This window comes from Bacillus sp. FJAT-27001 (genome assembly GCF_019039175.1).
Lineage (GTDB): Bacteria > Bacillota > Bacilli > Bacillales > Bacillaceae > Bacillus > Bacillus velezensis.
This window is the reverse complement of record NZ_JAHOAA010000005.1, coordinates 92,585-117,718: the sequence shown is the minus strand read 5'-3', so window position 1 is coordinate 117,718 and position 25,134 is coordinate 92,585. Positions and strand designations below refer to the sequence as shown.

The 25,134-nt window shown below is 46.7% G+C and carries 31 protein-coding genes; 26 read left to right on the top strand and 5 right to left on the bottom strand.

What is annotated here, in order from left to right; all coding sequences use genetic code 11:
• The first annotated feature begins 24 nt into the window (after positions 1-24).
• The 5 genes from BGM27_RS16070 (at position 25) to BGM27_RS16050 (ending at position 4,552) form a co-directional block, all read left to right on the top strand.
• Positions 25-1,074, top strand: a complete 1,050-nt coding sequence (locus BGM27_RS16070; protein ID WP_007410215.1) for an AI-2E family transporter — start codon at positions 25-27, stop codon at positions 1,072-1,074.
• 101 nt (positions 1,075-1,175) lie between these two features.
• Positions 1,176-2,102, top strand: a complete 927-nt coding sequence (locus BGM27_RS16065) for an ABC transporter ATP-binding protein (RefSeq protein WP_007410216.1) — start codon at positions 1,176-1,178, stop codon at positions 2,100-2,102.
• Positions 2,095-2,862, top strand: a complete 768-nt coding sequence (locus BGM27_RS16060) for an ABC transporter permease (protein WP_007410217.1) — start codon at positions 2,095-2,097, stop codon at positions 2,860-2,862. Before BGM27_RS16065 ends, BGM27_RS16060 begins: the two co-directional genes overlap by 8 nt.
• 94 nt (positions 2,863-2,956) lie before the next feature.
• The gene (locus BGM27_RS16055; RefSeq protein ID WP_007410218.1) at positions 2,957-3,292 is read left to right on the top strand and encodes a hypothetical protein; all 336 of its coding nucleotides are present in this window, start codon (positions 2,957-2,959) and stop codon (positions 3,290-3,292) included.
• Positions 3,293-3,406: 114 nt separating this feature from the next.
• On the top strand, positions 3,407-4,552 hold the full coding sequence (locus BGM27_RS16050) for an acyl-CoA dehydrogenase family protein (RefSeq protein WP_020953894.1): 1,146 nt from the start codon (positions 3,407-3,409) through the stop codon (positions 4,550-4,552).
• Positions 4,553-4,578: 26 nt separating this feature from the next.
• On the opposite strand, the gene fbpB is transcribed toward BGM27_RS16050, so the two are convergent.
• Positions 4,579-4,725 carry a Fur-regulated basic protein FbpB gene (fbpB, locus tag BGM27_RS16045; RefSeq protein ID WP_003156206.1) on the bottom strand — a complete coding sequence of 49 codons (147 nt, stop codon included), beginning with the start codon at positions 4,723-4,725 and terminating at the stop codon, positions 4,579-4,581.
• Positions 4,712-4,891 carry a Fur-regulated basic protein FbpA gene (locus BGM27_RS16040; protein WP_007410220.1) on the bottom strand — a complete coding sequence of 60 codons (180 nt, stop codon included), beginning with the start codon at positions 4,889-4,891 and terminating at the stop codon, positions 4,712-4,714. The genes fbpB and BGM27_RS16040 overlap by 14 nt, the downstream gene beginning before the upstream one ends.
• A 213-nt stretch (positions 4,892-5,104) precedes the next feature.
• Between BGM27_RS16040 and BGM27_RS16035 the strand changes: the two genes are divergently transcribed.
• Positions 5,105-5,998, top strand: a complete 894-nt coding sequence (locus BGM27_RS16035) for a cation diffusion facilitator family transporter (RefSeq protein WP_007410221.1) — start codon at positions 5,105-5,107, stop codon at positions 5,996-5,998.
• On the opposite strand, the gene BGM27_RS16030 is transcribed toward BGM27_RS16035, so the two are convergent.
• The gene (locus tag BGM27_RS16030) at positions 5,995-6,312 is read right to left on the bottom strand and encodes a thioredoxin family protein (protein WP_003156200.1); all 318 of its coding nucleotides are present in this window, start codon (positions 6,310-6,312) and stop codon (positions 5,995-5,997) included. The genes BGM27_RS16035 and BGM27_RS16030 overlap by 4 nt on opposite strands.
• A gap of 153 nt (positions 6,313-6,465) precedes the next feature.
• On the opposite strand from BGM27_RS16030, the gene BGM27_RS16025 reads away from it, so the two are divergent.
• The 5 genes from BGM27_RS16025 to BGM27_RS16005 all read left to right on the top strand — a co-directional run bounded on the left by BGM27_RS16025 (position 6,466) and on the right by BGM27_RS16005 (position 12,864).
• Positions 6,466-7,551 (top strand): D-alanine--D-alanine ligase, encoded by a 1,086-nt coding sequence (locus BGM27_RS16025; RefSeq protein ID WP_007410222.1) that lies wholly within the window; start codon positions 6,466-6,468, stop codon positions 7,549-7,551.
• Positions 7,552-7,627: 76 nt separating this feature from the next.
• Positions 7,628-8,998 (top strand): UDP-N-acetylmuramoyl-tripeptide--D-alanyl-D-alanine ligase, encoded by a 1,371-nt coding sequence (locus BGM27_RS16020; protein ID WP_007410223.1) that lies wholly within the window; start codon positions 7,628-7,630, stop codon positions 8,996-8,998.
• Between the two features lie 329 nt (positions 8,999-9,327).
• Positions 9,328-10,812: a degradosome RNA helicase CshA gene (gene cshA, locus BGM27_RS16015; RefSeq protein WP_020953895.1), complete on the top strand. Its 1,485-nt coding sequence runs from the start codon at positions 9,328-9,330 to the stop codon at positions 10,810-10,812.
• 116 nt (positions 10,813-10,928) lie between these two features.
• A complete protein-coding gene (locus tag BGM27_RS16010) occupies positions 10,929-11,408 on the top strand; it encodes a PH domain-containing protein (protein WP_007410226.1) in 480 nt (159 codons plus the stop codon).
• Positions 11,398-12,864, top strand: coding sequence for a PH domain-containing protein (locus BGM27_RS16005; RefSeq protein WP_007410227.1), 1,467 nt, complete (start codon positions 11,398-11,400; stop codon positions 12,862-12,864). The genes BGM27_RS16010 and BGM27_RS16005 overlap by 11 nt, the downstream gene beginning before the upstream one ends.
• Here the strand turns inward: BGM27_RS16005 and BGM27_RS16000 are convergent.
• On the bottom strand, positions 12,861-13,460 hold the full coding sequence (locus tag BGM27_RS16000) for a rhomboid family intramembrane serine protease (RefSeq protein WP_020953896.1): 600 nt from the start codon (positions 13,458-13,460) through the stop codon (positions 12,861-12,863). The two genes, BGM27_RS16005 and BGM27_RS16000, sit on opposite strands and share 4 nt — an antisense overlap.
• A 92-nt stretch (positions 13,461-13,552) precedes the next feature.
• On the opposite strand from BGM27_RS16000, the gene acpS reads away from it, so the two are divergent.
• The 14 genes from acpS to BGM27_RS15930 all read left to right on the top strand — a co-directional run bounded on the left by acpS (position 13,553) and on the right by BGM27_RS15930 (position 24,328).
• Positions 13,553-13,918 carry a holo-ACP synthase gene (gene acpS / locus BGM27_RS15995; protein ID WP_007410229.1) on the top strand — a complete coding sequence of 122 codons (366 nt, stop codon included), beginning with the start codon at positions 13,553-13,555 and terminating at the stop codon, positions 13,916-13,918.
• Positions 13,919-14,082: 164 nt separating this feature from the next.
• Positions 14,083-15,090 carry a LolA family protein gene (locus BGM27_RS15990; RefSeq protein WP_007410230.1) on the top strand — a complete coding sequence of 336 codons (1,008 nt, stop codon included), beginning with the start codon at positions 14,083-14,085 and terminating at the stop codon, positions 15,088-15,090.
• A gap of 116 nt (positions 15,091-15,206) precedes the next feature.
• Positions 15,207-16,376, top strand: a complete 1,170-nt coding sequence (gene alr, locus BGM27_RS15985) for an alanine racemase (RefSeq protein WP_007410231.1) — start codon at positions 15,207-15,209, stop codon at positions 16,374-16,376.
• A 119-nt stretch (positions 16,377-16,495) separates the two neighbouring features.
• On the top strand, positions 16,496-16,777 hold the full coding sequence (gene endB, locus BGM27_RS15980; RefSeq protein ID WP_003156188.1) for a type II toxin-antitoxin system antitoxin EndoAI: 282 nt from the start codon (positions 16,496-16,498) through the stop codon (positions 16,775-16,777).
• 5 nt (positions 16,778-16,782) lie between these two features.
• On the top strand, positions 16,783-17,133 hold the full coding sequence (ndoA, locus tag BGM27_RS15975; RefSeq protein ID WP_003156187.1) for a type II toxin-antitoxin system endoribonuclease NdoA: 351 nt from the start codon (positions 16,783-16,785) through the stop codon (positions 17,131-17,133).
• A 120-nt stretch (positions 17,134-17,253) separates the two neighbouring features.
• On the top strand, positions 17,254-18,075 hold the full coding sequence (locus BGM27_RS15970; RefSeq protein ID WP_007410232.1) for an STAS domain-containing protein: 822 nt from the start codon (positions 17,254-17,256) through the stop codon (positions 18,073-18,075).
• 4 nt (positions 18,076-18,079) lie between these two features.
• Positions 18,080-18,445, top strand: a complete 366-nt coding sequence (gene rsbS / locus BGM27_RS15965; RefSeq protein WP_003156180.1) for an RsbT antagonist protein RsbS — start codon at positions 18,080-18,082, stop codon at positions 18,443-18,445.
• A gap of 2 nt (positions 18,446-18,447) precedes the next feature.
• The gene (locus BGM27_RS15960; protein ID WP_003156178.1) at positions 18,448-18,849 is read left to right on the top strand and encodes an anti-sigma regulatory factor; all 402 of its coding nucleotides are present in this window, start codon (positions 18,448-18,450) and stop codon (positions 18,847-18,849) included.
• A gap of 11 nt (positions 18,850-18,860) precedes the next feature.
• The gene (locus BGM27_RS15955; RefSeq protein ID WP_007410233.1) at positions 18,861-19,868 is read left to right on the top strand and encodes a PP2C family protein-serine/threonine phosphatase; all 1,008 of its coding nucleotides are present in this window, start codon (positions 18,861-18,863) and stop codon (positions 19,866-19,868) included.
• Between the two features lie 63 nt (positions 19,869-19,931).
• Entirely contained in the window at positions 19,932-20,261 is a 330-nt protein-coding gene (gene rsbV, locus BGM27_RS15950; RefSeq protein ID WP_003156176.1) for an anti-sigma factor antagonist RsbV, read from the top strand.
• Entirely contained in the window at positions 20,258-20,740 is a 483-nt protein-coding gene (gene rsbW / locus BGM27_RS15945) for an anti-sigma B factor RsbW (RefSeq protein ID WP_003156173.1), read from the top strand. The genes rsbV and rsbW overlap by 4 nt, the downstream gene beginning before the upstream one ends.
• Positions 20,706-21,494: an RNA polymerase sigma factor SigB gene (gene sigB, locus BGM27_RS15940; protein WP_003156171.1), complete on the top strand. Its 789-nt coding sequence runs from the start codon at positions 20,706-20,708 to the stop codon at positions 21,492-21,494. Before rsbW ends, sigB begins: the two co-directional genes overlap by 35 nt.
• Positions 21,494-22,096: a phosphoserine phosphatase RsbX gene (gene rsbX / locus BGM27_RS15935; protein WP_007410234.1), complete on the top strand. Its 603-nt coding sequence runs from the start codon at positions 21,494-21,496 to the stop codon at positions 22,094-22,096. Before sigB ends, rsbX begins: the two co-directional genes overlap by 1 nt.
• A gap of 72 nt (positions 22,097-22,168) precedes the next feature.
• Positions 22,169-24,328 (top strand): Tex family protein, encoded by a 2,160-nt coding sequence (locus BGM27_RS15930; protein ID WP_007410235.1) that lies wholly within the window; start codon positions 22,169-22,171, stop codon positions 24,326-24,328.
• A gap of 9 nt (positions 24,329-24,337) precedes the next feature.
• Here BGM27_RS15930 and cmpA read toward each other — a convergent pair whose 3' ends face one another.
• Positions 24,338-24,451, bottom strand: a complete 114-nt coding sequence (gene cmpA, locus BGM27_RS15925; protein WP_003156164.1) for a cortex morphogenetic protein CmpA — start codon at positions 24,449-24,451, stop codon at positions 24,338-24,340.
• Between the two features lie 99 nt (positions 24,452-24,550).
• On the opposite strand from cmpA, the gene BGM27_RS15920 reads away from it, so the two are divergent.
• A complete protein-coding gene (locus BGM27_RS15920) occupies positions 24,551-25,000 on the top strand; it encodes a SprT family protein (RefSeq protein ID WP_020953898.1) in 450 nt (149 codons plus the stop codon).
• The last annotated feature ends 134 nt before the right edge of the window (positions 25,001-25,134 follow it).

The window sequence follows — 25,134 nt, the reverse complement described above, 5'->3', positions numbered from 1 at the left end:
TTTTGTCCTAGCAGGAGTGTATAAATGGCGGCTATTTTTAAATTTTTTCAGCATCCGGGTGTCAGACGTTTTTCCGTTTTTCTTGTTTTGACTGGGGTGTTAGTTGTATTCCGAAGTATGATTAATTTGATTTTGCTTACGTTTATTTTTACTTTTCTGATGGATCGGCTGGAGACTGTCATCCGGCACGTGTTGAACCATTTTTTCCGGATCAGCCAGAGGGTGGTCATCACCGTTTTATATATTGCGCTGGCTGTCGGGGCGACTGTCGGTGGCTTTGTCTTTTACCCGATTGTTGCCAAGCAGATTGAACAGCTGATTAAGCAGATCAAGCACATCGCGTATCATCCCGATGTCATTCCGTTTTATGATGAGATATCGAGCGTGTTCGGCGATATCAATATCGGTTCCTATGTAAAAGAAGGCTTTAATGTACTGTATACATACTTGGCCGATATCAGCACTTTCGGTTTGCAGGTCGTGATGTCACTGATTCTCAGCATGTTTTTCCTGTTCGAGAAAAAGCGGCTCACGGAGTTTATGAAAAAATTTCAGCACAGCAAGCTGTCTGTTTTTTACTACGAACTTGCTTATTTCGGCAGCAAGTTTGCGAGAACATTCGGCAAAGTGCTTGAAGCCCAATTTATTATCGCGCTGGTGAACTGTATCCTCACCTTGATCGCATTGGCGATTCTGCATTTTCCGCAGCTGTTCGGCCTGTCCATCATGGTCTTTTTCCTCGGGCTCATTCCCGTTGCGGGTGTGGTGATTTCGCTCATTCCGCTCAGCATCATCGCGTATACGACGGGCGGCGCAGCGTATGTCATCTACATCGTGCTGGTCATTTTCGTCATCCATGCGATTGAGACGTACTTCCTTAATCCGAAACTGATGTCAGCGAAAACGGAACTGCCGATCTTTTTTACCTTTACAGTTCTGATTTTCTCGGAACATTTCTTCGGCATTTGGGGCTTGATTATCGGAATTCCGATTTTTGTGTTCCTGCTCGATATTCTGGATGTCGTCAATAATGAAGAGAAGGAAAAAAATGGACCGGTCCCGGATAAGACATAACGTCGGCTCCGGCTCTTCACGAATATATGACTAATGTTATAATGCAGACAGTGCCTATGTACGGGCACTGTTTATTTTTTGTGAAAAAGGAGGAAGGCTGTATGACTGAGCCGATTTTACATATTGAAGGCCTTGACAAAACAATAGGCAAAAAGCACATTTTAAAAAACATCAGCATGGATGTCAGGCAGGGCGAGATCATCGGTTTGCTCGGTCCGAACGGGTCGGGAAAAACCACACTTATCCGAATCATCGTCGGTCTTTTAAAGAAAAACAGCGGCACGATTACAATTAACGGCTTTCAGCACGATGCTGATTTCGAAAAAGCGCTTGAATCCGTCGGAGCGATCGTGGAAAATCCTGAATTCTACCCGTACCTGACGGGGTGGGAAAATCTGAAGCACTTTGCCAACATGCACAAAAACATCAAAGAGGACAGGCTTCAGGAAGTCATCGAGCGGGTCGGGCTCACCAATGCCGTTCATGACAAAGTTAAAACGTATTCCCTTGGCATGCGTCAGCGTCTCGGGATTGCGCAGGCCATTCTTCACCGTCCGAATCTGCTCATTTTAGATGAACCGACAAACGGGCTTGATCCCGGCGGAATGAAGGATTTCCGCGATCACTTAAAGGAACTCGCGGAGCTTGAAGGGACGAGCATCCTTTTTGCGACGCATTTATTGCGTGAAGTGGAGGACCTTTGCGACCGTGTCATCATCATTCAAAAAGGTGAGATCAAAACAGAGGTTGTTCTGCGCGGCGCTGAGGAAAAAGAAGAAAAAGCCGTCCTCGACATTCAGCCGGCTGACGAAGCATTCGAATGGCTGTCCCAACAGCAATTTGCTCCGGAGAAAAACGGCGGGGGCATTACCGTCACCGTAGCGAAGAAGGACATCCCGGCATTAAACCGTGCGCTCGTCGGACAAGACTTTCTCGTGTATTCCATCATGCCGTATGCGGAATCGCTGGAGGATGAATTCATGAAAGTGACGACGGCGCTTCAAGAGGAGGAGGAGACGAATGTTTAAATTGACAGCGAATGAGCATATGAAACTCTTTAACCGAAAAGTCTCATTAGTGGCGCTGATTCTGATGGCCGTTCTCCAATTTATTATGGCGCTTGTCATTAAACGGCTTGTCATCAGTTCCGGAACGGATGAGAATTTCATCGGCTATATGGCGTACGCGCCCGGGCTGAATATTCTGCTTGAGGCATTAACGATCGTGATCGCGGCAACGATCATTTCCGCTGAATTTGATAAGAAAACGATCAAATTTTTGTTAATCCGCCCGGTAAAGCGGGAGCGGATTTTTGTATCTAAACTCATTACCGTATTTTTGGTCAGCTTGTACCTGTATGCGGCGTACTATATTCTGTCTCTGCTGTTCGGCATGGCTTTCTTCGGCGTGTCGGTGACATCTGAATCAGGGACGCTTCTTATGAACACCTTGAAAGTAATCGGCACGAACTGGGTCGAGGCGTTTGCGATGGCATGCTTTGGCTTGCTGTGTTCTTCTGTATTCCGAAACAGCGCAACGGCCGTCATTTTGTCATTTATCGTGCTGTACGGCGCAAAATCACTCGTGACGATTATGTCGCTCTTCCAAAACAAATGGGGAAGTTTTCTGCTGTTCGCAAATACTGACCTGACGCAATATATGAGCGGGGCGAAACCGCTGTTTGCGGGAATGACGCCGTTATTTTCCGCAGGCATTATCATTATCCATATTGTATTCTTCTTAGCCGTCGCTTGGTGGAGCTTTTGCAAACGCGATGTTCGGGTATAAAGTAAAGGAATGACATTTTTGTGAAAAAGATCACGATAAATCAATAATTTAAGCTATTTTGATTTATAATAAAGGTAATGACGGAGGTGCTCACTTGAGAAATTTTATTACCGCATTACCGATTGTGTTATTGCTTGGTTTTTCCTTTGTGTCATTCATGTTCCAATTCGAACATCTTGTTTATTTCAGGCTTGCGCTGGGTTTGTTTTCTACAGTGGGGCTGTTTCTCTTATATAAAATGAAGTCGGGATTCCGTTATTTCATCATCTACCTGTATGCAAGCTGGATCGTGCTTGCGGCAGTTACCGCGTTTGAAGAGCCGATTTTTTCTAGCTTTTTCTTTGGCGGGCTTGTGATGACGATGGGTTATCTCACATATATGCTGATTTATCTCGGGCTTAAGCAGGACCGCGGCCCGGAAGCAGTCTGAACGCGCTATTCCATGGAATAGCGTGTTTTTTTGTACAGCCTCACAGTTGCGAAACGAGACTTGAATCTCTATAATACTTATTAACTTTATCGGAATTATAATGGGGGGATTCCAGTGTCTTTATGGATACAGAATGAACGGCAGAGGGAATGGATGGAAAAAATCGGCCTGCTTGCAGACGAATTTCAAAAAACAGCCGCGCTTGATGATGAGGCGGGCCGTTTTCCCGCGGAGAAAATTCAAAGACTGCGCGACGCGGGATATACGGCGTTAACGGTACCTGAGGTATTCGGCGGTGCAGGCATTTCCGTTTATGATATGGTGCTGTTTCAGGAACGGCTGGCGCGGGGAGACGCGGCCGTTGCTCTCGGAATCGGCTGGCATTTATCCGTCATGGGTGAGCTCGGAGAAGGAAACAGCTGGGATGAAGATGTCTTTTCATTTATCACAGAAGAGGTGAAAAAGGGAGCTGTCCTGAACAGGGCAGCGACGGAACGGCAGACCGGCAGTCCGACGAGGGGAGGAAGACCCGGCACCTCCGCTGTCAAAAAAGACGGAAAATGGGTGCTGAACGGCCGAAAAACCTTTACAACCCTTTCACTGACTTTGGATTATATGCTTGTGACGGCATGGATTGAAGAAAAACAAACGACCGGTGTTTTTCTCATTCATAAAGATCAGTCAGGCGTTTCAGTCGAAGAAACATGGGATATGATTGCCATGAAGGCGACCGGAAGCCATGATCTCCTTTTAGATCATGTCACGGTCAGTGACGAGCGGCTTGTGGAGCTTATCAGCGGGCCGAGAGCGGCGAAAGTGAATGGCTGGCTGCTTCACATTCCCGCTGCTTATCTGGGCATCGCTCAAGCGGCAAGGGACTATGCCGTCCGGTTTGCATCCGAATATTCGCCGAACAGCCTGAACGGACCGATTAAAGACGTGCCGGCCGTTGGGCAGCGTGTCGGGGAAATGGAGCTTGAATTGTTAAAAGCGAGACAGTTTCTCTTCACGGCGGCGCAAATGTATGATGACCCGAAACGCCGTCCTTTCATCAAAAGCGAGCTTGGCGCCGCAAAACATATTGTGACAAATGCGGTCCTTTCTGTTGTTGATAAAGCAATGAGAATCACCGGCGCAAAAAGCCTGGAGCGAAACAATCCGCTTCAGCGGTATTATCGGGATGCCCGGGCCGGCCTTCACAATCCGCCGATGGACGATGCGGTCATCGGCAAATTAGCGGCGGAAGCCTTTGAGCAATAAAAAAAAGAGCCTGAAAAAGGCTCTTTTTATGTATGGCTGTTGTGCCGGAGCAGTTTTTGATGCTTGCGGTCAATTCTGTCATAGATCACATTCATCAGCTTTTGATTATTCATAATGGCCGCCTTGTTTTCTTTTATCAGCTGTTCGTATGTTTTTATTTTACGTTTCGCCATGAGCCCGCACCTTCCTTACATATTTGTATTCGCTTTCTAATTCTCCGAGCGATAATTCATATAAATGCCGTTCCGACTTTTTGTATATTCCGTTATTGATCAGCAAATGGATCAGATGTTTTTTTCGTCCTTCAACTGATGATATGAGCTGAGGAGAAGACCTCATGATTACCCTCCTAATCAAATGATATTGAGAATCATTATCAGTTAATGAAAGTATACAATGGGCATATTCATATGTAAAGGGAAAATACCGCCAATTTTTCGACAAAAAGTTTCCCGGGGAATAATGCTGTCGAATATTGCATTTGCTCAGATCAAAGCTGCTATTTTTCCGCTTTTCCATCCATACTATGAATGAGAATGGAGGAGTCCTTACATGAATGATCAAACGGCAAACTTAAAACGGGGTGAGAAAGGCGCGATTCTTAATATCGCCGCGTACCTCATCCTTGCCGCCGTCAAACTGGTGATCGGTCTTATTTATCATTCCGAAGCGCTCAGAGCGGACGGGTTAAATAATGCCACGGATATTGTCGCATCACTGGCTGTGCTGATCGGGCTCCGGATTTCCCAGCGCCCCGCGGACAGTGATCATGCCTACGGACATTATCGGGCTGAAACAATTTCTTCATTAATTGCGTCTTTTATTATGATGGCGGTCGGTATTGAAGTGCTGATCGGGGGAGCAAAGGCGATTGTCAGCGGAACGGAGGCCGAGCCGAGCTTCATTGCGGCATGGACGGCGCTCGGAAGCGCGATTGTAATGTACGGCATGTATGTATATAACAGCCGACTTGCGGATCGGGTTAAAAGTTCTGCGCTTCATGCGGCGGCGAAAGACAGCCGTTCTGACGCCTATGTCAGTATTGGGGCGTTTATAGGCGTCTTAACCGCCCGGCTTCATCTGCCGTGGATTGATCCGGTCATTGCTTTTCTGATCGGAATCATCATCTGTAAGACGGCATGGGACATCTTCAAAGATGCTTCCCACTCATTGACGGACGGGTTTGATCTGAAAGATTTGGAGCCGTATAAACACACGGTAAAAGAAATAAAAGAGGTCAGCAGGCTGAAGGATGTGAAAGCAAGGTACTTAGGGAGCACGGTTCATGTGGAAATGGTCATTACGGTAGATCCGGGACTGTCTGTGAAAGAAGGCCATGAAGTAGCCGATGAGGTCGAATATGCAATAAAACATGAACATGATGTGACTCATGTCCATGTTCATGTAGAGCCTGAAGTCATAAACAAAGATCGTGAAACGAATTAAATATGCTGTGATAAAAACTCTGTGACTTCTTCGGGCGTTTTCGCGTTTGCGCTGTGAAGATGCGCTTTCTTTTCCCCGTTTTTAAAGATCAGAAGGCTCGGAATGCCCATAACCTGATATTTGTCGGCAAGCTCAGGGAGCTCGTCTCTGTTCAGTTCATACCAATCATTTTGATTATATTCTTCCAAAATATCGCCGATGAACATATTCATGCGCGTGCAGTCAGGGCACCAGTCAGCGAAAAATTTCACGATGATTTCCTTGTCGGATTGAATAAGTTCATTAAATTGTTCTGTTGTACTGATTTTTTTCATATGACACATCTCCTTTTCCATGCCATTTTAATATAAAATAAAAAGGAATTACATACAAATGCTTTCATATTCAGAATGCCCAAAAATAATTAGATCATTTTCTGAGGAAAGTGATAAGATAGTAAAGATGAATTGTTGTGGGGGGAATATCCATTGAAAACAAGTCTAGGATTGGTGTACGGCGGAAAGTCAGCCGAACACAATGTATCGCTGCAGACAGCATTAGCTGTAACAAAAGCGCTTAATACTGAGAAGTTTGATATACATCCGATTTACATCACTGAAAAAGGAGAATGGCAAAGAGGCCCGCTGCTGACTGAGCCGGTTTCCAACGTGAAAATGCTTCAGCTGGAACAAAACGGTGAAAATTTCGCTCTATCAGCATTGAACCGGGAAATGTTTCCTGAAGCGTCGACTGACGAAAAGGCGCCGATCGATGTCGTATTTCCGCTTCTGCACGGACCGAACGGTGAAGACGGCACCATTCAGGGTCTGCTGGAATTGCTGAACGTTCCTTATGTCGGCAACGGCGTGCTTGCATCATCAGCCGGCATGGATAAAGTCATCATGAAGCATTTGTTCGCTCAAGCGGGGCTTCCGCAGGCGAAGTACGCCGCTTTCTTAAAAAAGGACTGGAAACAGACGCCGGACAGCTGCTTACAGCAGGTTGAAGAGGAGCTGGGATATCCGTGCTTCGTCAAACCGGCGAACCTCGGATCAAGCGTCGGAATCAGCAAATGCCGAAACCGTGAAGAGCTTGAAAAAGCCTTCGAACTGGCTTTTGAGTATGACCGGAAAATTGTGGTGGAAGAAGGAATCGCCGGAAGAGAAATTGAAATCGGCGTACTCGGAAATGACGAACCGAAATGCTCCGCCGTCGGTGAAATCGCGCCGAAAACCGACTTTTACGATTACAAAGCGAAATATGAAGACGGCGACACGGATTTAATGATTCCCGCGCAAGTGACGGATGAACAATATGCGGAAATCAGCGAGATGGCGATTAAAGCCTTCAAAGCGATTGACGGATCAGGCCTTGTCCGCGCCGATTTCTTCCTGACCAATGACGGTCAAGTGCTCATTAACGAAGTGAACACAATGCCGGGCTTTACGCCATTCAGCATGTTCCCGCTGCTTTGGAAAGAAGCAGGCGTAGAGTACAGTGATCTGATCGAACAGCTGGTTGAGCTGGCAAAAGAACGCCATGCCGAAAAACAGCTGATTAAACATACATTTTAATGAAGACGGACACTGCCTGAAGGGGCAGTGTCTTTTCCCGTAACAGACAACATTTTCAGAAAGCGAGGTGCCACCTTTGATAAAGCGAACTGTAAAACGAATCGCAGACATGGTCAAAGGCACACTGACAAATCCCGTATTTGAACAAACAATGATTGAGGGCGCCGCAACGGATACGCGGACTTTGGAAAAAAATCAGCTGTTCATTCCTTTAAAAGGCGAGCATTTTAACGGCCACACCTTTGTGCCGCAAGCATTCGAAAAAGGCGTTTCCGCGGTGTTGTGGGAACGCTCCGAATCGAATCCGCCGGAGGAGCGTGCTGTCATCTTGGTCGATGACACGCTGGAGGCGCTGCAGACATTGGCAAAAGCTTATTTGGAAGAGCTCGGCACACGGGTTATCGGGGTGACCGGGAGCAACGGAAAAACGACAACGAAAGACATGCTTCACGCCGTTCTCGGCACGCAGTACCGCGTTCACAAAACCGCCGGCAATTTCAACAATCATATCGGCCTGCCGCTGACTGTGCTTGCCATGCCTGAAGATACAGAAATCGCCGTTTTAGAAATGGGAATGAGCGCGAGGGGCGAAATTGATTTTCTGAGCCGTCTTGCTGAACCGGAAGCTGCCGTCATTACCAATATCGGCGAATCCCACATGCAGGATTTAGGCTCAAGAGAAGGAATTGCGGAGGCGAAACTTGAAATTATAAACGGACTTCGGGAAGACGGCGTTCTGTTTTATTTCGGGGATGAGCCGCTGCTTCGCGAAAAGACGTACACTTGCCGGACAACGACATACGGCGCAGGCGCGGACAATGATCTCCGCCTGAAAGAAATAAAACAGGCGGAAGAAGGCACGTACTTCAATATCGACGGAATCGACCGTTCTTTCTTTATTCCCGTTCTCGGCAGACATAATGTGATGAATGCCATGGCCGCATACGCCGCCGGCATCTATTTCGGCATTACGCCGGAAAATGCCGCTCTGGGACTGAGCCGCCTGAAGGTGACGGGTATGAGATTGGAACTGGTCAAAACGGAAAACGGCATCTCAATCGTAAACGACGCGTATAATGCGAGCCCGACGTCAATGAAAGCGGCGGTCGAATTAATCGAAACGATGAAAGGCTATCGGAAGAAAATGCTCGTGCTCGGTGATATGCTTGAACTCGGGGATAATGAAAAAGCATTCCACGAAGAATGCGGGGCCGCGATCAATCCGGCGGAAATCGATCATGTATTTACTTACGGCACACTCGGCGCATTCATCGCTGACGGAGCGCGCCGGCATTTTGAAGAAGGGCGCGTCAGCCATTATCTTGACAAAAAAGAACTGCTTCACGCGATACAGAAAAGTGCCGCTTCCGGCGATCTCCTGCTGTTTAAAGCATCAAGAGGTATGAAGCTCGAAGAAATCGTTAAAGATTTATTAGAGAAGAACTGAAAAAATACCGATCAGCATTATAAAATTATCAAAAATGAAGAAACTAATTCAGGGTGAAATAATTCTGTCCGTATGAAAAAGAAATCCCGCCGGCTGGGAAAACCCGCACGGTGCGGGGGCCGGCATCATTCGCGGGAAGAATCCGGTCAGGCCGCTTCCGGCCGCCTGACCATCTCGCCTTATTGAAAAACACATACTGTAATGGTAAGATTAAACGTAAAGTAATTCGGGCTTTGTATACGTACGATCCTGTCTTTTGAATGAAAGGACAGTTTTTAGTGGTAAATCACGACATTACTGAAACAGCAATTAGAAGGAGTTTGAATAATTTGACTATAACGTTTCAAGATTTTCAATTAAGTTCTGATCTCATGAAGGCAATTAATCGTATGGGATTTGAAGAAGCAACGCCGATTCAGGCACAAACGATTCCGCTCGGACTTTCAAATAAAGACGTCATTGGACAAGCGCAAACAGGTACAGGTAAAACAGCTGCGTTTGGTATACCCCTTGTTGAAAAAATGAACCCCGAGTCTCCTAATATTCAAGCAATCGTAATCGCGCCAACCCGTGAATTAGCCATTCAAGTATCTGAAGAGTTATATAAAATCGGACAAGATAAGCGTGCGAAAGTACTGCCTATTTATGGTGGACAGGATATCGGACGTCAGATCCGCGCATTAAAGAAAAACCCGCATATCATCGTAGGTACGCCGGGGCGTCTTCTTGACCATATCAACCGCCGCACGATCCGTTTAAACAACGTGAATACGGTTGTTATGGATGAGGCTGATGAAATGCTGAACATGGGATTCATTGATGATATTGAATCCATTCTCTCAAACGTGCCGAGCGAGCACCAAACGCTCTTATTCTCAGCAACAATGCCTGCGCCGATCAAACGGATCGCAGAGCGTTTCATGACTGAGCCGGAACACGTAAAAGTAAAAGCGAAAGAAATGACTGTATCAAACATTCAGCAGTTCTACTTGGAAGTGCAGGAACGCAAAAAATTCGATACGCTGACTCGTCTTCTTGACATTCAGTCTCCGGAACTTGCGATCGTATTCGGACGTACGAAACGCCGTGTCGATGAGCTTGCTGAAGCCCTGAACCTTCGCGGATATGCGGCTGAAGGAATTCACGGCGACTTAACGCAGGCGAAACGTATGGTTGCGCTTCGCAAGTTTAAAGAAGGTGCGATCGAAGTGCTTGTAGCGACTGACGTTGCCGCCCGCGGACTTGATATCTCAGGCGTTACCCACGTTTACAACTTTGACGTGCCTCAAGATCCTGAAAGCTACGTTCACCGTATCGGAAGAACGGGCCGTGCAGGAAAAACGGGTATGGCGATGACGTTTATCACACCGCGTGAGAAAAGCATGCTTCGCGCGATTGAACAAACGACAAAACGCAAAATGGACCGCATGAAAGAGCCGACGCTTGACGAAGCATTAGAAGGACAGCAGCAGGTGACGGTTGACCGTCTGCGCACGGCGATCAGCGAAAACAACCTGAACTTCTACATGACGGCAGCTGCGGAATTGTTAGAAGATCATGATGCAGTGACAGTTGTGGCTGCAGCCATTAAAATGGCGACAAAAGAGCCGGACAGCACACCTGTACGCCTCACTGATGAAGCGCCGATGGTCAGCAAACGCTATAAAAACCAGCGTACTTCTAAGCGCAGAGACGGCCAAGGCGGCGGCTACCGCGGCGGCAAAGGGAAAAACAACAACCGTTCTTCCTACGATAAAAAACGCTCAAGCGACCGCCGTTCTTCAGGTGACAGACGCCAGAAAAAATCATACTAAAACACAGGAAGCGGACCCTTGTACGGGGTCCGCTTTTTTTTGATATGCCGGAAAGTGAATCTTTTTTGCAAATCAGCCGTATTTGTATGTATGATAAAAAATGGGAGGTAGGTATGTTGAGAGCACAGCCAAAAAATCGAATCAGTCCAAGCGGCTTAAAAGTCTGGCGTCTTCAGGAAATCATCCTGTCCGCCTTCTGTCTTCTGGCCGTTATAGCAGCAGCTGTTTTAAGCCATTTCTTCCATTGGCCGTATTGGATCACCGGAGTCCTCGGCATCATTTGGATATTCGGTTCAGTGATATCCGTCTATGCCATACCGAAAATCAGGCACAGGATCTGGCGCTATGAAGTCCATGAAAATGAAATTGATATTCAATCCGGCATTTTTATTGTCAAACGGGTCATTGTGCCGATGGTGAGGGTGCAGCACGTAGATACTTCACAAGGCCCGCTCCTCAGAAGGTACCGTCTGGCCTCAGTCAAAATCTCCACGGCGGCAACCGTTCATTCCATTCCGGCGCTTGATATGGAGGAAGCTGACCGGCTGAGGGATTCCATTTCCCGTCTGGCAAGGGTGACGGAAGATGATGTCTGAGCCGAAACGTCTGCACCCGGCGGCCGTGATTTTGAACTTATTCCATATTATTATCGAAACCATTAAAAACATTATTCTGCCATTTTTTCTCGTCTATATTGTAAACTCCAACCACTTCATCCGCTTCTACGGAGGCATTGCGCTCGCCGTCCTGCTTATCTGGCTGGTTACGGCTAGTGTGATCGAGTGGAGAAAATTCACATACCGGATTGAGGACGGAGAATTCAGAATTGAAGAAGGCTTGTTTTTTACGAAAAAGAGATACATCTCCATTGACCGGATTCAATCAATGAATACGAGTGCCGGCATCATTCAGCAGCTTTTTAAGCTTGTTAAGCTTCAAATCGAAACGGCCGGCGACGGGAAAAACGCCGAAGCCGTCTTATCCGCCATTACTGTGGAAGAGGCGGAACGGATCAGAGCGGCTGTTTTTCAGCAAAAAGCGGAGCAAGAAGAACGAGGGGAGACCGCAGCGGAGCAGGAGCCGATGCGCGGGGAAGATGTGCAATCCGTTTACCGATTGTCTGTAGGTGAGCTGCTTATGGCCGCCTCAACATCCGGGGGAATCGGTGTCATCATCTCAGCGGTATTCGCCCTCTTTTCTCAGATTGATGAAGTACTTCCGATGGACTGGCTCTATGACAGGTTTTCTTTTCTCAAGCATGCGAGCATCGGTATATACGCCGTGATCATTTTCATAGGATTGTTCATCGCCTGGCTGTTAAGCATCGCCGGTATGATGATCAAGCATGCCAACTTTAAGATAGAAAAAAATGAACACGAATTGGTCATTACCAGAGGAATTATTGAAAAACATCAAGTGACAATCCCGCTCCGTAAAATCCAAGCCATTAAAATGAAAGAAAATGTGATCAGGCAATTATTCGGATACGCGACGGTGGCGATTGTCAGCGCCGGCAGTGCGGGGAATGAGAAAGAAGGAGCTCAGACGATTCTGTTTCCGATCATCCGCAAATCAAAGCTCGGAGTGATGCTGAACGGTTTCACACCGGATTACGTGCTGGAAGAAAACCGAAATCATTTGCCGAAAAGGGCGCTGCGCCGGTATTTATTCCGATCCATAATCTTCTCGGTTTTCGTGATCATCCCGCTTTGTATTCTGTTTAAACCGTGGGGATATGCATCGCTCCTTGTGCTTCCCGTCGAACTGGTGCTTGGATATGCCTCGTTTAGGACAGCGTCATGGTGCATAAACGGCGGCAGGCTTCAGATCACCACGAGGCTGGTCGGGAAGACGACCACGATTATGCTGAGAAGAAGAATGCAGATGTTTGAAGTCAGCCGCTCCTTTCTGCAAAAAAGAAGGCGGCTCGCATCTGTGGCTACCGCAGTGAAATCAGCTCACCACATGGAGCATGTCATGCTGAAGGATGTCAGCGAGGAAGATGCCGAACGCATCGGGCGCTGGTATTCATATGAAAAAGCGGACGGTTAATACCGCCGCTTTTTTTGCTGCACGCATAAAAAGGAAAGCAAAAATCCGCCTGCCAGTCCGAACAAATGCGCCATAATGTTAATATTAGAGTTGATAAACGTCGACAGCACCGCGATGATAAGCAGGGTCATAATCATTTTCGACTGATCCCGGCCGATCAGCTCCTTGCGGAAAACAGTCAAAAACACATACACGCCGAAAAGTCCGAAGATCGCGCCGGATGCGCCGACATGCACATAATCAAGCGGTTCGGCAAGATACGTGCCGATATTGCCGATGATGCCCGATGCGATGTACACAACCAGAAAACGGACTTTTCCGAGCATCTGCTCAAGCGGGGGCGCGAATAAAAAGAGAGACATGGAGTTAAACAAAAGGTGAGTGAAATTCGCGTGTAAAAACATCGGTGTCACCAGCCGCCACCATTCTCCCGAGGAAACGCCGTAATTATAGCCGGTCACAGCATCTGACCACATCATGACGGAATGAAGCGGCATACTGAAAAACAGCCACAAGAACGCCTGCAGTGCCAAGATACAGCTGACGGCCGGATAACGTCTGATAAAAGTCTGGAAATTTTCCGTTCGTATAAACATCGCAAGCCCCTTTGCATCTGATTTGTTACATATATAGTAACACGTTTATGACATAAACCGTTTTTTAGTACGGACTTTTAGGAGGAATTCACATGATTTTCGGAATCGGAATCGACATCGTTGAACTGCACAGAATTGAAAACATGCTCAGCCGGCAGGCAAGATTTCCGCAAAGAATATTGACGGAGGCTGAATACGCCCGTTTTACATTGCTGTCGGACAAAAGGAAAATTGAATTTCTCGCGGGAAGATTTGCGGCAAAAGAAGCCTTTTCGAAAGCATACGGCACAGGTATCGGCAAAGAGCTCAGCTTTCAGGATATTGAAACCGGAAACGACAAAGCGGGAAAGCCTGTGCTGGCCTGCGCCAAGCTTGACGGCGCGGCGGTTCACGTCTCCATTACCCATACAAAAGAATACGCCGCGGCACAGGTCGTGATTGAAAGGTTGTCACGCTAGTCTGCATATTAGCCGGAACCCCTTCATATATTTGATAGTGCATTAAGGGAGACAAGTTGTTTGAGGCTTTTATGGTACGCGTCCGTCCGTTCAGGGCGTACCGTTAAAGTCAAACAAGCGATTTCTTCCCTTTACATCAATTGAGAAGAAGGGGTTGAAAAAAGGTGAGAAAAAGCTTTGTTTTGCTTTTAACGGGACTGCTTGCCGTCCTTATTCTTTCGGCCTGCGGCCAAAAATCACAGGAAGATATCGTGAACGGTTTAGATAAGAAGGCGAAAGAATACACCTCGTACAAAGCGAAAGCCAAAATGACCATCGAAACGGGGAGTGATCCGCAAGTATACAATGTGGAAATCTGGCATAAAAAACCTTCCCTGTACCGGGTCTATCTGGAAAATCCGAAAAAAGACCAAAACCAAGTCATTTTACGGAACGCCAACGGAGTCTTTGTCCTCACGCCGTCGTTAAATAAGAGCTTCAGATTCCAAAGCGACTGGCCGAATAACAGCAGCCAAGTATATTTGTTTGAGTCACTTGTAAAGGACGTGCAGCATGACAAAGACGCCGTCTATTCCGCCAAAGATAAAAAGTACACGTTTGAAACAAAAACAAACTATCAGCACAACAAAATGCTGCCGACTCAGGAAATCACTTTCAACAAAAAGGACATGAGCCCGTCGCTCGTCAAAGTCATGGATACAGACCGGAAAGTGATGGTAAAAGTCGAATTCAAAAGCTTTGAATTCAACAAGCCGTTTGATAAAGACTCTTTTGACGAGAAGAAAAATATGACGCTTTCCCAGATGGACGTCGCCACAAGCGCCAAGCCGTCTGATTCATTTGCGGTCAAAACACCGCTTCAAGTGCCGGCCGGCGTCAAAAAGCTTGAAGAGAAAGATATTTCAACGGCGGACGGCAAACGGATCGTCATGACTTACGGCGGAGAAAAATCATTCACCCTTATTCAAGAAAAAGCTCATATCGCAAAAGCCGCCTCTGCCGTCACGCTGAAAGGCGAACCGGTTAATCTCGGCTTCACGGTTGCGGCATTATCTGATACGTCTTTAACGTGGACATATGACGGAGTGGATTATCTTCTGTCATCACAGGATCTAACAAAAGATGAAATGGTGGCCGCCGCCAAAAGCATGCAGGGACAGTCGTCAAAATAACGTCAAAAAAGAGGCCGCCGCTGTCGGTCTCTTTTTTGATTCCATTTCACTTTGCAGAATAATTTTAGTATGATAATAACAATATGAATTGAAAATAATGCTAGGAAGTGTATCGAATGACCACAGCATCCTTTTACAGAGAAACGTGGGCGGAAATCAATCTGTCCGCGATTAAAGAAAATGTCACGCATATGAAAAAACACATCGGGCAAAACGTCCATCTCATGGCGGTTGTAAAGGCGAACGCTTACGGACACGGAGATTTGGAAGTTGGGAAAGCCGCGCTTGAAGCGGGTGCCTCTTGTCTTGCCGTAGCCATACTGGATGAAGCGATTTCATTGAGAAAGCGGGGCATTACAGCGCCGATTCTCGTGCTTGGCGCCGTGCCGCCCGAATATGTACAAGCAGCTGCCGAGTATGACGTAACACTCACGGGGTATTCTGTTGAATGGCTTCAGGAAGCTGCGCGCCACCTCGGAAGTGCGACAGTGCCGTTTCATCTGAAAGTCGACACCGGCATGAACAGACTCGGAGTCAAAACGGAGGAAGAAATCCAAAGCGTGTTAAAAATCCTCAGCCAAAATCCCGGTTTAGTCTGTAAAGGCGTATTCACCCATTTTGCTACCGCGGATGAGAAAAACAGAGATTATTTCCTCTTCCAGTTTGACCGCTTTAAAACATTGATCGCTCCGCTCCCTTTAAAAGAATTGATGGTGCACTGCGCGAACAGCGCTGCCGGACTTCGTCTTAAAAAAGGCTTCTTTAACGCGGTTCGTTTCGGCATCAGTATGTACGGGCTTCGTCCTTCTGCTGACATCCAAAGCGAAATTCCGTTTCAATTAAAGCCGGCTTTTGCGCTGCACTCTGTTTTATCCCATGTGAAAAAGATCCGCAAAGGGGAAAGCGTCAGCTACGGCGCAACATATACGGCAGAGAAGGATCAATGGATCGGAACGGTTCCCATCGGCTATGCGGACGGGTGGCTCCGCAAGCTGAGCGGCACGTCTGTGCTGATCGGCGGCAAACGGATGAATATCGCGGGAAGAATCTGCATGGATCAATTGATGGTCGAATTAGATCAATCTTATCCGCCGGGCACCAAAGTCACCCTGATCGGCAGCCAGAAGGAAGAAACGATCACGATGGATGAAATCGCCGGGCGGCTTGAGACGATTAATTACGAGGTCCCTTGTACCATTAGTTCCCGCGTTCCCCGTATGTTTTTGGAAAATGAGAGTATAATGGAAGTAAGAAATCCTTTACTGCAAGATAATACAAACAAGTAGCCGTCATCCGGAAAAAGAGAATTTATAAAACAGCTTTGCTTGACGTTTGAATAATGGTATCATTATGTCTGGATGGATGTATTGGTCGTATCCGTAAGTTTGGTGGAGGTGTATGTTTTTTGTCTGAATCCAGCGCAAGAACCGAAATGAAAATCAGCTTGCCTGAAAACTTAGTAGCTGAATTGGATGGTGTAGCGATGCGGGAGAAACGAAGCAGAAACGAACTGATATCACAAGCAGTGAGAGCGTATGTCAGCGAACGGACAACTCGCCATAACCGTGATTTGATGAGACGCGGGTATATGGAAATGGCGAAAATCAACTTGAATATCTCTTCTGAGGCTCACTATGCTGAGTGCGAAGCAGAAACGACCGTTGAGCGCTTAGTCAGCGGAGGATAATCATTTTGATTGTAAAGCGCGGCGATGTTTATTTTGCTGATTTATCTCCTGTTGTTGGCTCAGAGCAAGGCGGCGTACGCCCGGTTTTAGTGATCCAAAATGATATCGGAAATCGCTTTAGCCCGACTGCTATTGTTGCAGCCATAACAGCCCAAATACAGAAAGCGAAATTACCAACCCACGTCGAAATTGATGCAAAACGCTACGGTTTTGAAAGAGATTCCGTTATTTTGCTGGAGCAAATTCGGACGATTGACAAGCAAAGATTAACGGATAAAATAACTCATCTGGATGATGAAATGATGGATAAGGTTGATGAAGCCCTGCAAATCAGTTTGGCACTCATTGATTTTTAGTCATATTTTGGTTGCTCATATAGAGCAACTTTTTTTGTTTTCGAAAAACATAAGCGCTATAATAAAGAGATAATAATCAAACAAAATTTGTTGTTTTGTGTCGGGAGGTCAGTGAAACCCATGTCGAATCAGAAAGTGTATCAGTTCATCATTGATCAGCATGATGAACTGCTTGATACTTGGACAGCCAAACTAAAAGAAGTAGGCAATCAGGAAGACTATCAGCTTACGAATCACATATGTGAAAATATTTGTAAAGACTATATAGACATTCTTTTATTATCGACTAAAAATGACGAGGCTACGGAAGAGCAGATCAGTGAACTCGCACTGCGCGCCGTTCAGCTCGGCCTGTCACTGAAACTTCTTTCAGCCACCCTGTCAGAGTTTTGGAAACTGCTTTACGAAACGATGGTCGACCTTAATATGGTCGATCAGGACAGAGCAGATTTGATTTTGGAAATAGACAGCTTTTTCAATCCGATCAATACGGAAATTTTAAATCAGTATTCTATCTCCTGGGAAAAGACGGTTACTTTGCAAAAAATCGCGCTTCAGGAATTGTCGGCTCCGCTGATCCCGGTATTTGAGCATGTAACGGTCATGCCGCTTGTCGGGACGATTGATACGGAGCGTGCAAAGCACATTATGGAAAATCTGTTAAACGGCGTCGTGAAGCACCGTTCACAGGTTGTATTAATTGATATCACGGGCGTGCCGGTCGTTGATACGATGGTGGCGCACCATATTATTCAGGCATCAGAAGCGGTGCGGCTTGTCGGCGCGAAATGCCTGCTCGTCGGAATCCGTCCGGAAATCGCGCAGACGATCGTTAATCTGGGAATTGATTTGTCGCAGGTTATTACGAAGAATACCCTTCAAAAAGGAATTCAAACAGCGCTTGAAATGACAAATCGAAAAATCGTTTCATTGGGGGAATAACATTGTGAGACATCCAAAAATCCCGATCCTGAAACTGTATAACTGCTTATTGGTATCCATCCAATGGGAACTTGACGACCAGACAGCTTTGCATTTTCAAGAAGATCTGCTGAACAAAATCTATGAAACCGGCGCAAACGGGGTCGTCATTGACCTGACATCCGTTGACATGATCGATTCATTTATCGCGAAAGTGCTCGGCGATGTCATCACCATGTCTAAATTGATGGGCGCAAAGGTCGTATTGACGGGAATTCAGCCGGCTGTGGCGGTCACATTGATTGAACTCGGAATCTCACTTGAGGAAATTGAAACGGCGCTCGATTTAGAGCAAGGGCTTGAGACATTGAAGCGGGAATTGGGGGAATAGCGATGAACGACCAATCCTGTGTGAAAATCATGACAGAATGGGATATCGTAGCCGCCAGACAGCTTGGCCGCAACGTTGCGAAGGAATTAGGCTTCGGCACGGTGGACCAGGCCAGAATCACGACGGCTATCTCAGAATTGGCCAGAAACATTTACTTATATGCAGGCAAAGGCCAGGTCAGCATAGAACAAGTAAACGACAGAGGGAAAAAAGGCCTTAAAATTATAGCAGAAGACAAAGGACCCGGAATCCCCGACATCCGTAAAGTGATGGAAGACGGCTTTTCAACGTCAGGCGGACTGGGAGCGGGACTTCCGGGCGTCAAAAGGCTGATGGACGAATTCAGCCTGCAATCTGTTGCAGAGGAAGGAACAGAGATTCAAGCCGTGAAATGGCTTCGGTAGGAGGTTAGAACGTGGATTTCAGGGAGGTTATAGAGCAGCGGTATCATCAGCTGCTTAGCCGATATATAGCCGAATTAACAGAAACATCTTTATATCAAGCCCAAAAATTCAGCCGAAAAACGATTGAACATCAGGTTCCTCCGGAGGAGATTATCAGTATCCACCGAAAAGTAGTAAAGGAACTGTATCCGGATCTGCCGGAAGATGTTTTTCATTCGCTGGATTTTTTAATAGAAGTCATGATTGGCTACGGGATGGCTTATCAGGAACATCAAAGTCTGAGAGATATCCAGCAGGAGCTTCGTTCAGAAATTGAAATTGCCGCAAATGTTCAGCAGACGCTGCTTGGCACAAAAATTCCTGAAGAAGAAGATCTGGATATCGGGGCGATCAGCGTCCCCGCCAAACAGATGAGCGGGGATTATTATCACTTTGTCAAAGACAAGGAATCGATTAACATCGCGATAGCCGATGTCATCGGAAAAGGAATACCCGCCGCATTGTGCATGTCGATGATCAAGTATGCCATGGACTCTCTTCCGGAGATCGGCATTCACCCCTCCCAAGTGCTGAAAAATCTTAACCGCGTTGTAGAACAGAACGTGGACTCAAGCATGTTTATCACCATGTTTTACGCAAACTACAATACGAAAAATCACCAATTTACATATGCCTCTGCGGGGCATGAACCGGGCTTCTACTACTCTGAAAAAGAAAAAAAGTTTTATGATCTGGAGGCAAAAGGATTGGTGCTGGGAATTTCTCAGGATTTTGATTACAGCCAATATGAACAGCACATGGACGAAGGAGACATGATCGTTCTTTTTTCTGACGGCGTCACCGAATGCCGTACCGAAAACGGTTTCTTAGAACGCAGCGACATTCAGCGCATGCTGGAAGAACATATGGACTGCTCCGCGCAGGATATGGTCAAAAACATTTACGACAGCCTGCTGAGACTCCAGGACTTTCAGCTTCATGACGATTTTACGTTAATTGTTTTGAAAAGAAAGGTTTAAAAAAACAGCAGCACGGGTAAAAAGCCATTAGCACGAGTAAGGATAACTTTCAGAGGTGATACGATGAATTTAACGGTAGATATGAAGGAGAATCTTTCAGATATACAAATCAATATCGCTGGAGAAATCGATGTATACTCAGCTCCGGTGGTTCGTGAAAAGCTGATGCCCCTGGCAAACGAGGGGAAGGACATGAGAATCTGCTTAAAAGATGTAAATTATATGGACAGTACGGGTTTAGGCGTTTTTGTAGGCGTGTTTAAAACGGTGAGCAAGGAAGGCGGCTCTCTCAAGCTTGAGAATCTTTCCGACCGGCTCGTCCGTCTGTTTGAAATTACGGGGCTTAAGGACATCATTGACATTTCGGCAAAGTCAGAAGGTGGCGTGCAATGAGTACATCAGTTGATTATATAGAGATGAAAATTCCGGCCGAACCGGAATATGTAGGAATCGTCAGGCTTACGTTATCAGGGGTCGCAAGCAGAATGGGCTATACCTATGATGACATTGAAGATTTAAAAATCGCTGTCAGCGAAGCTTGTACAAACGCTGTCCAGCATGCATACAAAGATGAAAATAAGGGAGAAGTATCCGTGCGGTTCGGTGTGTTTGAGGATCGGCTGGAGGTCATTGTCGCCGATCAGGGAGACAGCTTTGATTTTGATCAGAAGCAGCAGGATCTCGGGCCGTACACACCTTCACACACAGTCGATCAATTGTCAGAAGGAGGGCTCGGTCTGTATTTAATGGAAACGCTCATGGATGAAGTCAAAGTTCAAAGCAACTCTGGCGTAACCGTGGCGATGACAAAGTATTTAAATGGGGAGCGAGTTGATCATGGCACAACCATCAAAAACTACGAAACTAACTAAAGATGAAGTTGATCGGCTCATACGCGACTTTCAAACACATGATAATAAAGAAGCCCAGGAAACACTCGTCGAGGTGTATACCAATCTCGTCGAAATGCTGGCAAAGAAATATTCGAAAGGAAAAAGCTTTCACGAAGATCTCCGCCAGGTCGGGATGATCGGACTTCTCGGAGCCATTAAACGGTATGATCCCGAGGTCGGCAAATCCTTTGAAGCATTTGCGATTCCGACCATCATCGGCGAGATCAAACGCTTCCTCAGAGATAAAACATGGAGCGTACACGTCCCGAGACGGATTAAAGAACTCGGGCCGCGCATTAAAATGGCGGTGGATCAGCTGACGACAGAGACGCAGCGGTCGCCGAAAGTCGAAGAAATCGCAGCCTTTCTCGATGTGTCAGAAGAGGAAGTGCTTGAAACGATGGAGATGGGAAAAAGCTATCAGGCGCTTTCTGTCGATCACAGCATCGAAGCGGATGCGGACGGAAGCACCGTCACGATTTTAGATATCGTCGGGTCGCAGGAGGAAGGATACGAACGCGTCAACCAGCAGATGATGATCAAAAGCGTGCTTCATGTGCTGTCCGACCGCGAAAAACAGATTATCGATCTAACATTTGTGCAAAATAAAAGCCAAAAAGAAACAGGGGACATTCTCGGAATATCTCAAATGCACGTCTCGCGCCTGCAGCGGAAAGCGGTGAAAAAACTGAGAGAGGCCTTGATTGGAGATCCCTCCATGGAGCTAATGTAATGATTCAGGTTGAAGAAAATGAACATGTTCAAACTCTTGTATACCAATTAAATAAAGAAGGCAAGTCCATATGCGGCGACAGCTTTTTTATGAAGGCGAATGAAGAAGAATTAGTTTGCGCGGTAGCGGACGGTCTCGGCAGCGGATCTCTTGCCAACGAATCCTCGTCAGCCATTAAAGACATCGTGGAAACGTATGCGGATGAGGATGTGGAAAGCATCATTGAGCGCTGCAATCAAGCGATGAAAAACAAAAGAGGGGCGACTGCCTCCATCTTAAAAATCAATTTCATCAAAAGGGAATTGACATACTGCTCGATCGGCAACGTCCGTTTCTTCTTGCACTCCCCATCAGGCGAAGTCTTTCATCCGCTGCCGATTTCGGGTTACCTCTCAGGCAAACCGCAAAGATACAAAACGTATACGTCATCATACGAAAAAGGGGCGAGGTTCATCATCTACACGGATGGGCTTGAGGTTCCGCATATCCGCACCTGCTTAAAGCAGGGACACTCAATAGAAGATATATCAAAATCACTTCATCCGTACACAACATCCAGACGTGATGATTTGACCTATATTCTAGGGCAGCTTTTATCGTAAGGCTGCTTTTTTTATGTTCCGCCGTTTTTTGATACACTAGAGAAAGAATGAAGAGATGGAGGCTTTTGTGATATGGAAACGTTAGCCCTTTTGAAAAAACAAATTGCTGAAGAAACAGCGTTATCCCAAAAACATGTCGAAAGTGTCATCCGCCTGCTGGAAGACGGCAATACCGTCCCGTTTATTGCGCGGTACCGAAAAGAGCAGACCGGCTCAATGGACGAGGTGCAGATTCAGGCAATCTCCGAGCGGTGGCAATACATACAAAACCTGACGCAGCGGAAAGAAGAAGTCATCAGATTGATCTCTGAGCAGGACAAGCTGACGGAAGGGCTGAAGCAAAAAATCGAACAAGCGGTTAAGCTTCAGGAAGTCGAGGATTTATACCGTCCCTTCAAACAAAAACGGAAAACAAAAGCCACCGTCGCCAAAAGCAAAGGTCTTGAACCGCTTGCGGACTATATTCTTTCTCTCCCGAAAGAAAACCGCCTTCACGACATCGCTGATCAATATATCAGTGCAGAAAAAGAAGTCGCTTCAAGAGAGGAAGCCATTGAAGGCGCGAAGCACATCATAGCCGAGCAAATCTCGGATGATCCTCATTTCAGAAAGTGGATTCGCCAGGAAACGTATAAAAAAGGAATTCTCACTTCCGCGGCAGGCAAGTCAGCCGCAGATGACGAGAAAAACGTCTATGAAATGTACTACGAGTACGAAGAGCCGATCCAAAAGGTCGTTCCTCACAGAGTGCTTGCGATGAATCGCGGTGAAAAAGAAGGCATTTTAAAGATTGCGATCGAACCGCCCGCCGATCAGATAAAAGCTTATTTAGAAAAGCAAATTATCAAACACCGTGAAACGCCTGTGAAAGAAACGCTGAAAGAGGCCATTGAGGACAGTTACAAACGTCTGATCCAGCCGGCTATTGAGCGCGACATCCGCAAAGAGCTGTCAGAAAAAGCAGACGCGCAGGCGATTCATATTTTCGCTGAAAACCTGCGTAAGCTCCTGCTGCAGCCGCCGATGAAGGGGAAAGTTGTGCTCGGCGTCGATCCGGCCTTCCGTACGGGGTGCAAACTGGCAGTTGTTGATGAGACGGGAAAAGTGCTGAAAATCGACGTCATTTACCCGCACGCTCCCGTAAAAAAGACAGCGGAAGCCCGGAAAAAAATCAAAGAATTGCTGGATCGGTACGAAGTCGAGGTTGTGGCGATCGGAAACGGCACGGCATCACGGGAGACAGAGCAATTCGTCGTTGATGTGCTGAAAGAAACAGAGCGTGACATTTATTATGTCATCGTCAATGAGGCCGGAGCAAGCGTGTATTCCGCGTCAGAAATCGCCCGTGAAGAATTTCCGGATTTTCAGGTCGAAGAGCGCAGCGCCGTCTCCATCGCGCGGAGGTTGCAGGACCCGCTGGCCGAGCTTGTAAAAATTGATCCTAAATCCGTCGGCGTCGGGCAATACCAGCACGATGTCAGCCAAAAGCAATTAAACGAATCTCTCCGTTTTGTCGTAGAGACCGTCGTCAACCAAGTCGGGGTGAATGTCAATACAGCATCAGCTGCGCTGCTTCAATATGTAGCCGGATTATCCAAAACCGTTGCCGGCAATATCGTCAAAAAAAGGGAAGAGCTCGGAAAATTTACAAATCGCAAAGAACTGAAAGAAATCCCGCGTCTCGGCGCAAAAACATATGAACAATGCATCGGCTTTTTGAGAGTGCCCGGAGGACAGGAACCGCTCGACCGCACCGGGATACACCCGGAAAGCTATAAAGAGACAAAGGCGCTGCTCAAAAAACTGCAGCTCACTGCGGATCAGATCGGAAGCGCGGACGTAAAAGAGAAAATAAGCGTATTGCCGCTGTCTGAAACGGCTGAAGAGCTCGGTATAGGGGAAATTACGCTTGCGGATATTTGCGGGCAGCTGACAAGGCCGGAGCGCGATCCTCGTGACGAAGTGCCGAAGCCTTTGCTGAAAAAAGACGTTCTGCAGCTTGAGGATTTAAAGGAAGGAATGGAATTGCAGGGCACCGTCCGCAACGTTGTAGACTTCGGCGCTTTCGTCGATATCGGCGTCAAGCAGGACGGGCTTGTGCACATTTCAAAACTGAGCAATCAATTCGTCAAACATCCTCTCGACGTCGTATCGGTCGGAGACATCGTCACCGTATGGGTCGAAGGGGTGGACGTGCAAAAAGGCAGAGTGTCGCTGTCTATGGTAAAATAAAAGCACTGCTTACGAGCAGTGTTTTTTTCTGTAGAAATACCAGCACTGATTCAGCAGTTTGATTTGGTAATTGTCCTTTTCTAAAAACGCTTTTTGCATTTGTTTCATCAGCCAATTCGGCATGGCTCATTCCTCCTCAGCTTTTAGTTAGAGGTCGGTTTTAACTCATTGTATGCGAACGGTGAATTGTCCCGTTCAATGTTTTTAAAGCGGGGTGCACTTATGGATAACGAACAACTTCAAAAGCTGACGGAAGACATCTCTGCACAAGATTTCGGAAAGCCGTTCCGTCACCGGGCCTTTTTCAATGACCGGCTGAAAACGACAGGCGGCCGGTACATGCTGTCTTCCCATAACATCGAATTAAACCGAAAATATCTTCTCGAACACGGGCAGAGCGAGCTGGAAGGAATCATTAAACACGAGCTGTGTCATTACCATCTTCACCTTGAAGGAAAAGGGTACAAGCACAGAGACAAAGATTTCAGAGACCTGCTTCAGAAAGTCGGAGCGCCGAGATTCTGCACGCCGCTGCAAACCAAAAAGACACAAAAGAAAACATATATGTATAGATGCGCGGCCTGCGGCCAACAGTATATAAAGAAGCGGGCAATGAATCCGGAAAGATATGCCTGCGGAAAGTGCAGAGGAAAAATCAAAAGAATTTTTTAAAAAGGCTTGACTCATTTTAATGTTCTATGTTAAATTATAAAAGTCGTTGAGAGACAACGACACTTTCTTAAAAAAATAAATGTTGCTTCTTGACACAATATGTCGCATCATTTATAATGAAGAAAGTCTGATTA

What these genes read in the sequence shown, in the direction of transcription:
- BGM27_RS16065 (WP_007410216.1), top strand. Translation starts at nt 1,176, where the DNA reads ATGACTGAGCCGATTTTACATATTGAAGGCCTTGACAAAACAATAGGC.
- BGM27_RS16040 (WP_007410220.1), bottom strand. Translation starts at nt 4,891, where the DNA reads ATGAGGTCTTCTCCTCAGCTCATATCATCAGTTGAAGGACGAAAAAAA.
- BGM27_RS16060 (WP_007410217.1), top strand. Translation starts at nt 2,095, where the DNA reads ATGTTTAAATTGACAGCGAATGAGCATATGAAACTCTTTAACCGAAAA.
- BGM27_RS15960 (WP_003156178.1), top strand. Translation starts at nt 18,448, where the DNA reads ATGAACGACCAATCCTGTGTGAAAATCATGACAGAATGGGATATCGTA.
- BGM27_RS16000 (WP_020953896.1), bottom strand. Translation starts at nt 13,460, where the DNA reads ATGTTTATACGAACGGAAAATTTCCAGACTTTTATCAGACGTTATCCG.
- rsbX (WP_007410234.1), top strand. Translation starts at nt 21,494, where the DNA reads ATGATTCAGGTTGAAGAAAATGAACATGTTCAAACTCTTGTATACCAA.
- rsbW (WP_003156173.1), top strand. Translation starts at nt 20,258, where the DNA reads ATGAGTACATCAGTTGATTATATAGAGATGAAAATTCCGGCCGAACCG.
- BGM27_RS16030 (WP_003156200.1), bottom strand. Translation starts at nt 6,312, where the DNA reads ATGAAAAAAATCAGTACAACAGAACAATTTAATGAACTTATTCAATCC.
- BGM27_RS16005 (WP_007410227.1), top strand. Translation starts at nt 11,398, where the DNA reads ATGATGTCTGAGCCGAAACGTCTGCACCCGGCGGCCGTGATTTTGAAC.
- cmpA (WP_003156164.1), bottom strand. Translation starts at nt 24,451, where the DNA reads ATGCCGAATTGGCTGATGAAACAAATGCAAAAAGCGTTTTTAGAAAAG.
- alr (WP_007410231.1), top strand. Translation starts at nt 15,207, where the DNA reads ATGACCACAGCATCCTTTTACAGAGAAACGTGGGCGGAAATCAATCTG.
- BGM27_RS15920 (WP_020953898.1), top strand. Translation starts at nt 24,551, where the DNA reads ATGGATAACGAACAACTTCAAAAGCTGACGGAAGACATCTCTGCACAA.
- BGM27_RS15970 (WP_007410232.1), top strand. Translation starts at nt 17,254, where the DNA reads ATGTCGAATCAGAAAGTGTATCAGTTCATCATTGATCAGCATGATGAA.
- sigB (WP_003156171.1), top strand. Translation starts at nt 20,706, where the DNA reads ATGGCACAACCATCAAAAACTACGAAACTAACTAAAGATGAAGTTGAT.
- BGM27_RS16035 (WP_007410221.1), top strand. Translation starts at nt 5,105, where the DNA reads ATGAATGATCAAACGGCAAACTTAAAACGGGGTGAGAAAGGCGCGATT.
- BGM27_RS16070 (WP_007410215.1), top strand. Translation starts at nt 25, where the DNA reads ATGGCGGCTATTTTTAAATTTTTTCAGCATCCGGGTGTCAGACGTTTT.
- rsbV (WP_003156176.1), top strand. Translation starts at nt 19,932, where the DNA reads ATGAATTTAACGGTAGATATGAAGGAGAATCTTTCAGATATACAAATC.
- BGM27_RS15930 (WP_007410235.1), top strand. Translation starts at nt 22,169, where the DNA reads ATGGAAACGTTAGCCCTTTTGAAAAAACAAATTGCTGAAGAAACAGCG.
- acpS (WP_007410229.1), top strand. Translation starts at nt 13,553, where the DNA reads ATGATTTTCGGAATCGGAATCGACATCGTTGAACTGCACAGAATTGAA.
- fbpB (WP_003156206.1), bottom strand. Translation starts at nt 4,725, where the DNA reads ATGGCGAAACGTAAAATAAAAACATACGAACAGCTGATAAAAGAAAAC.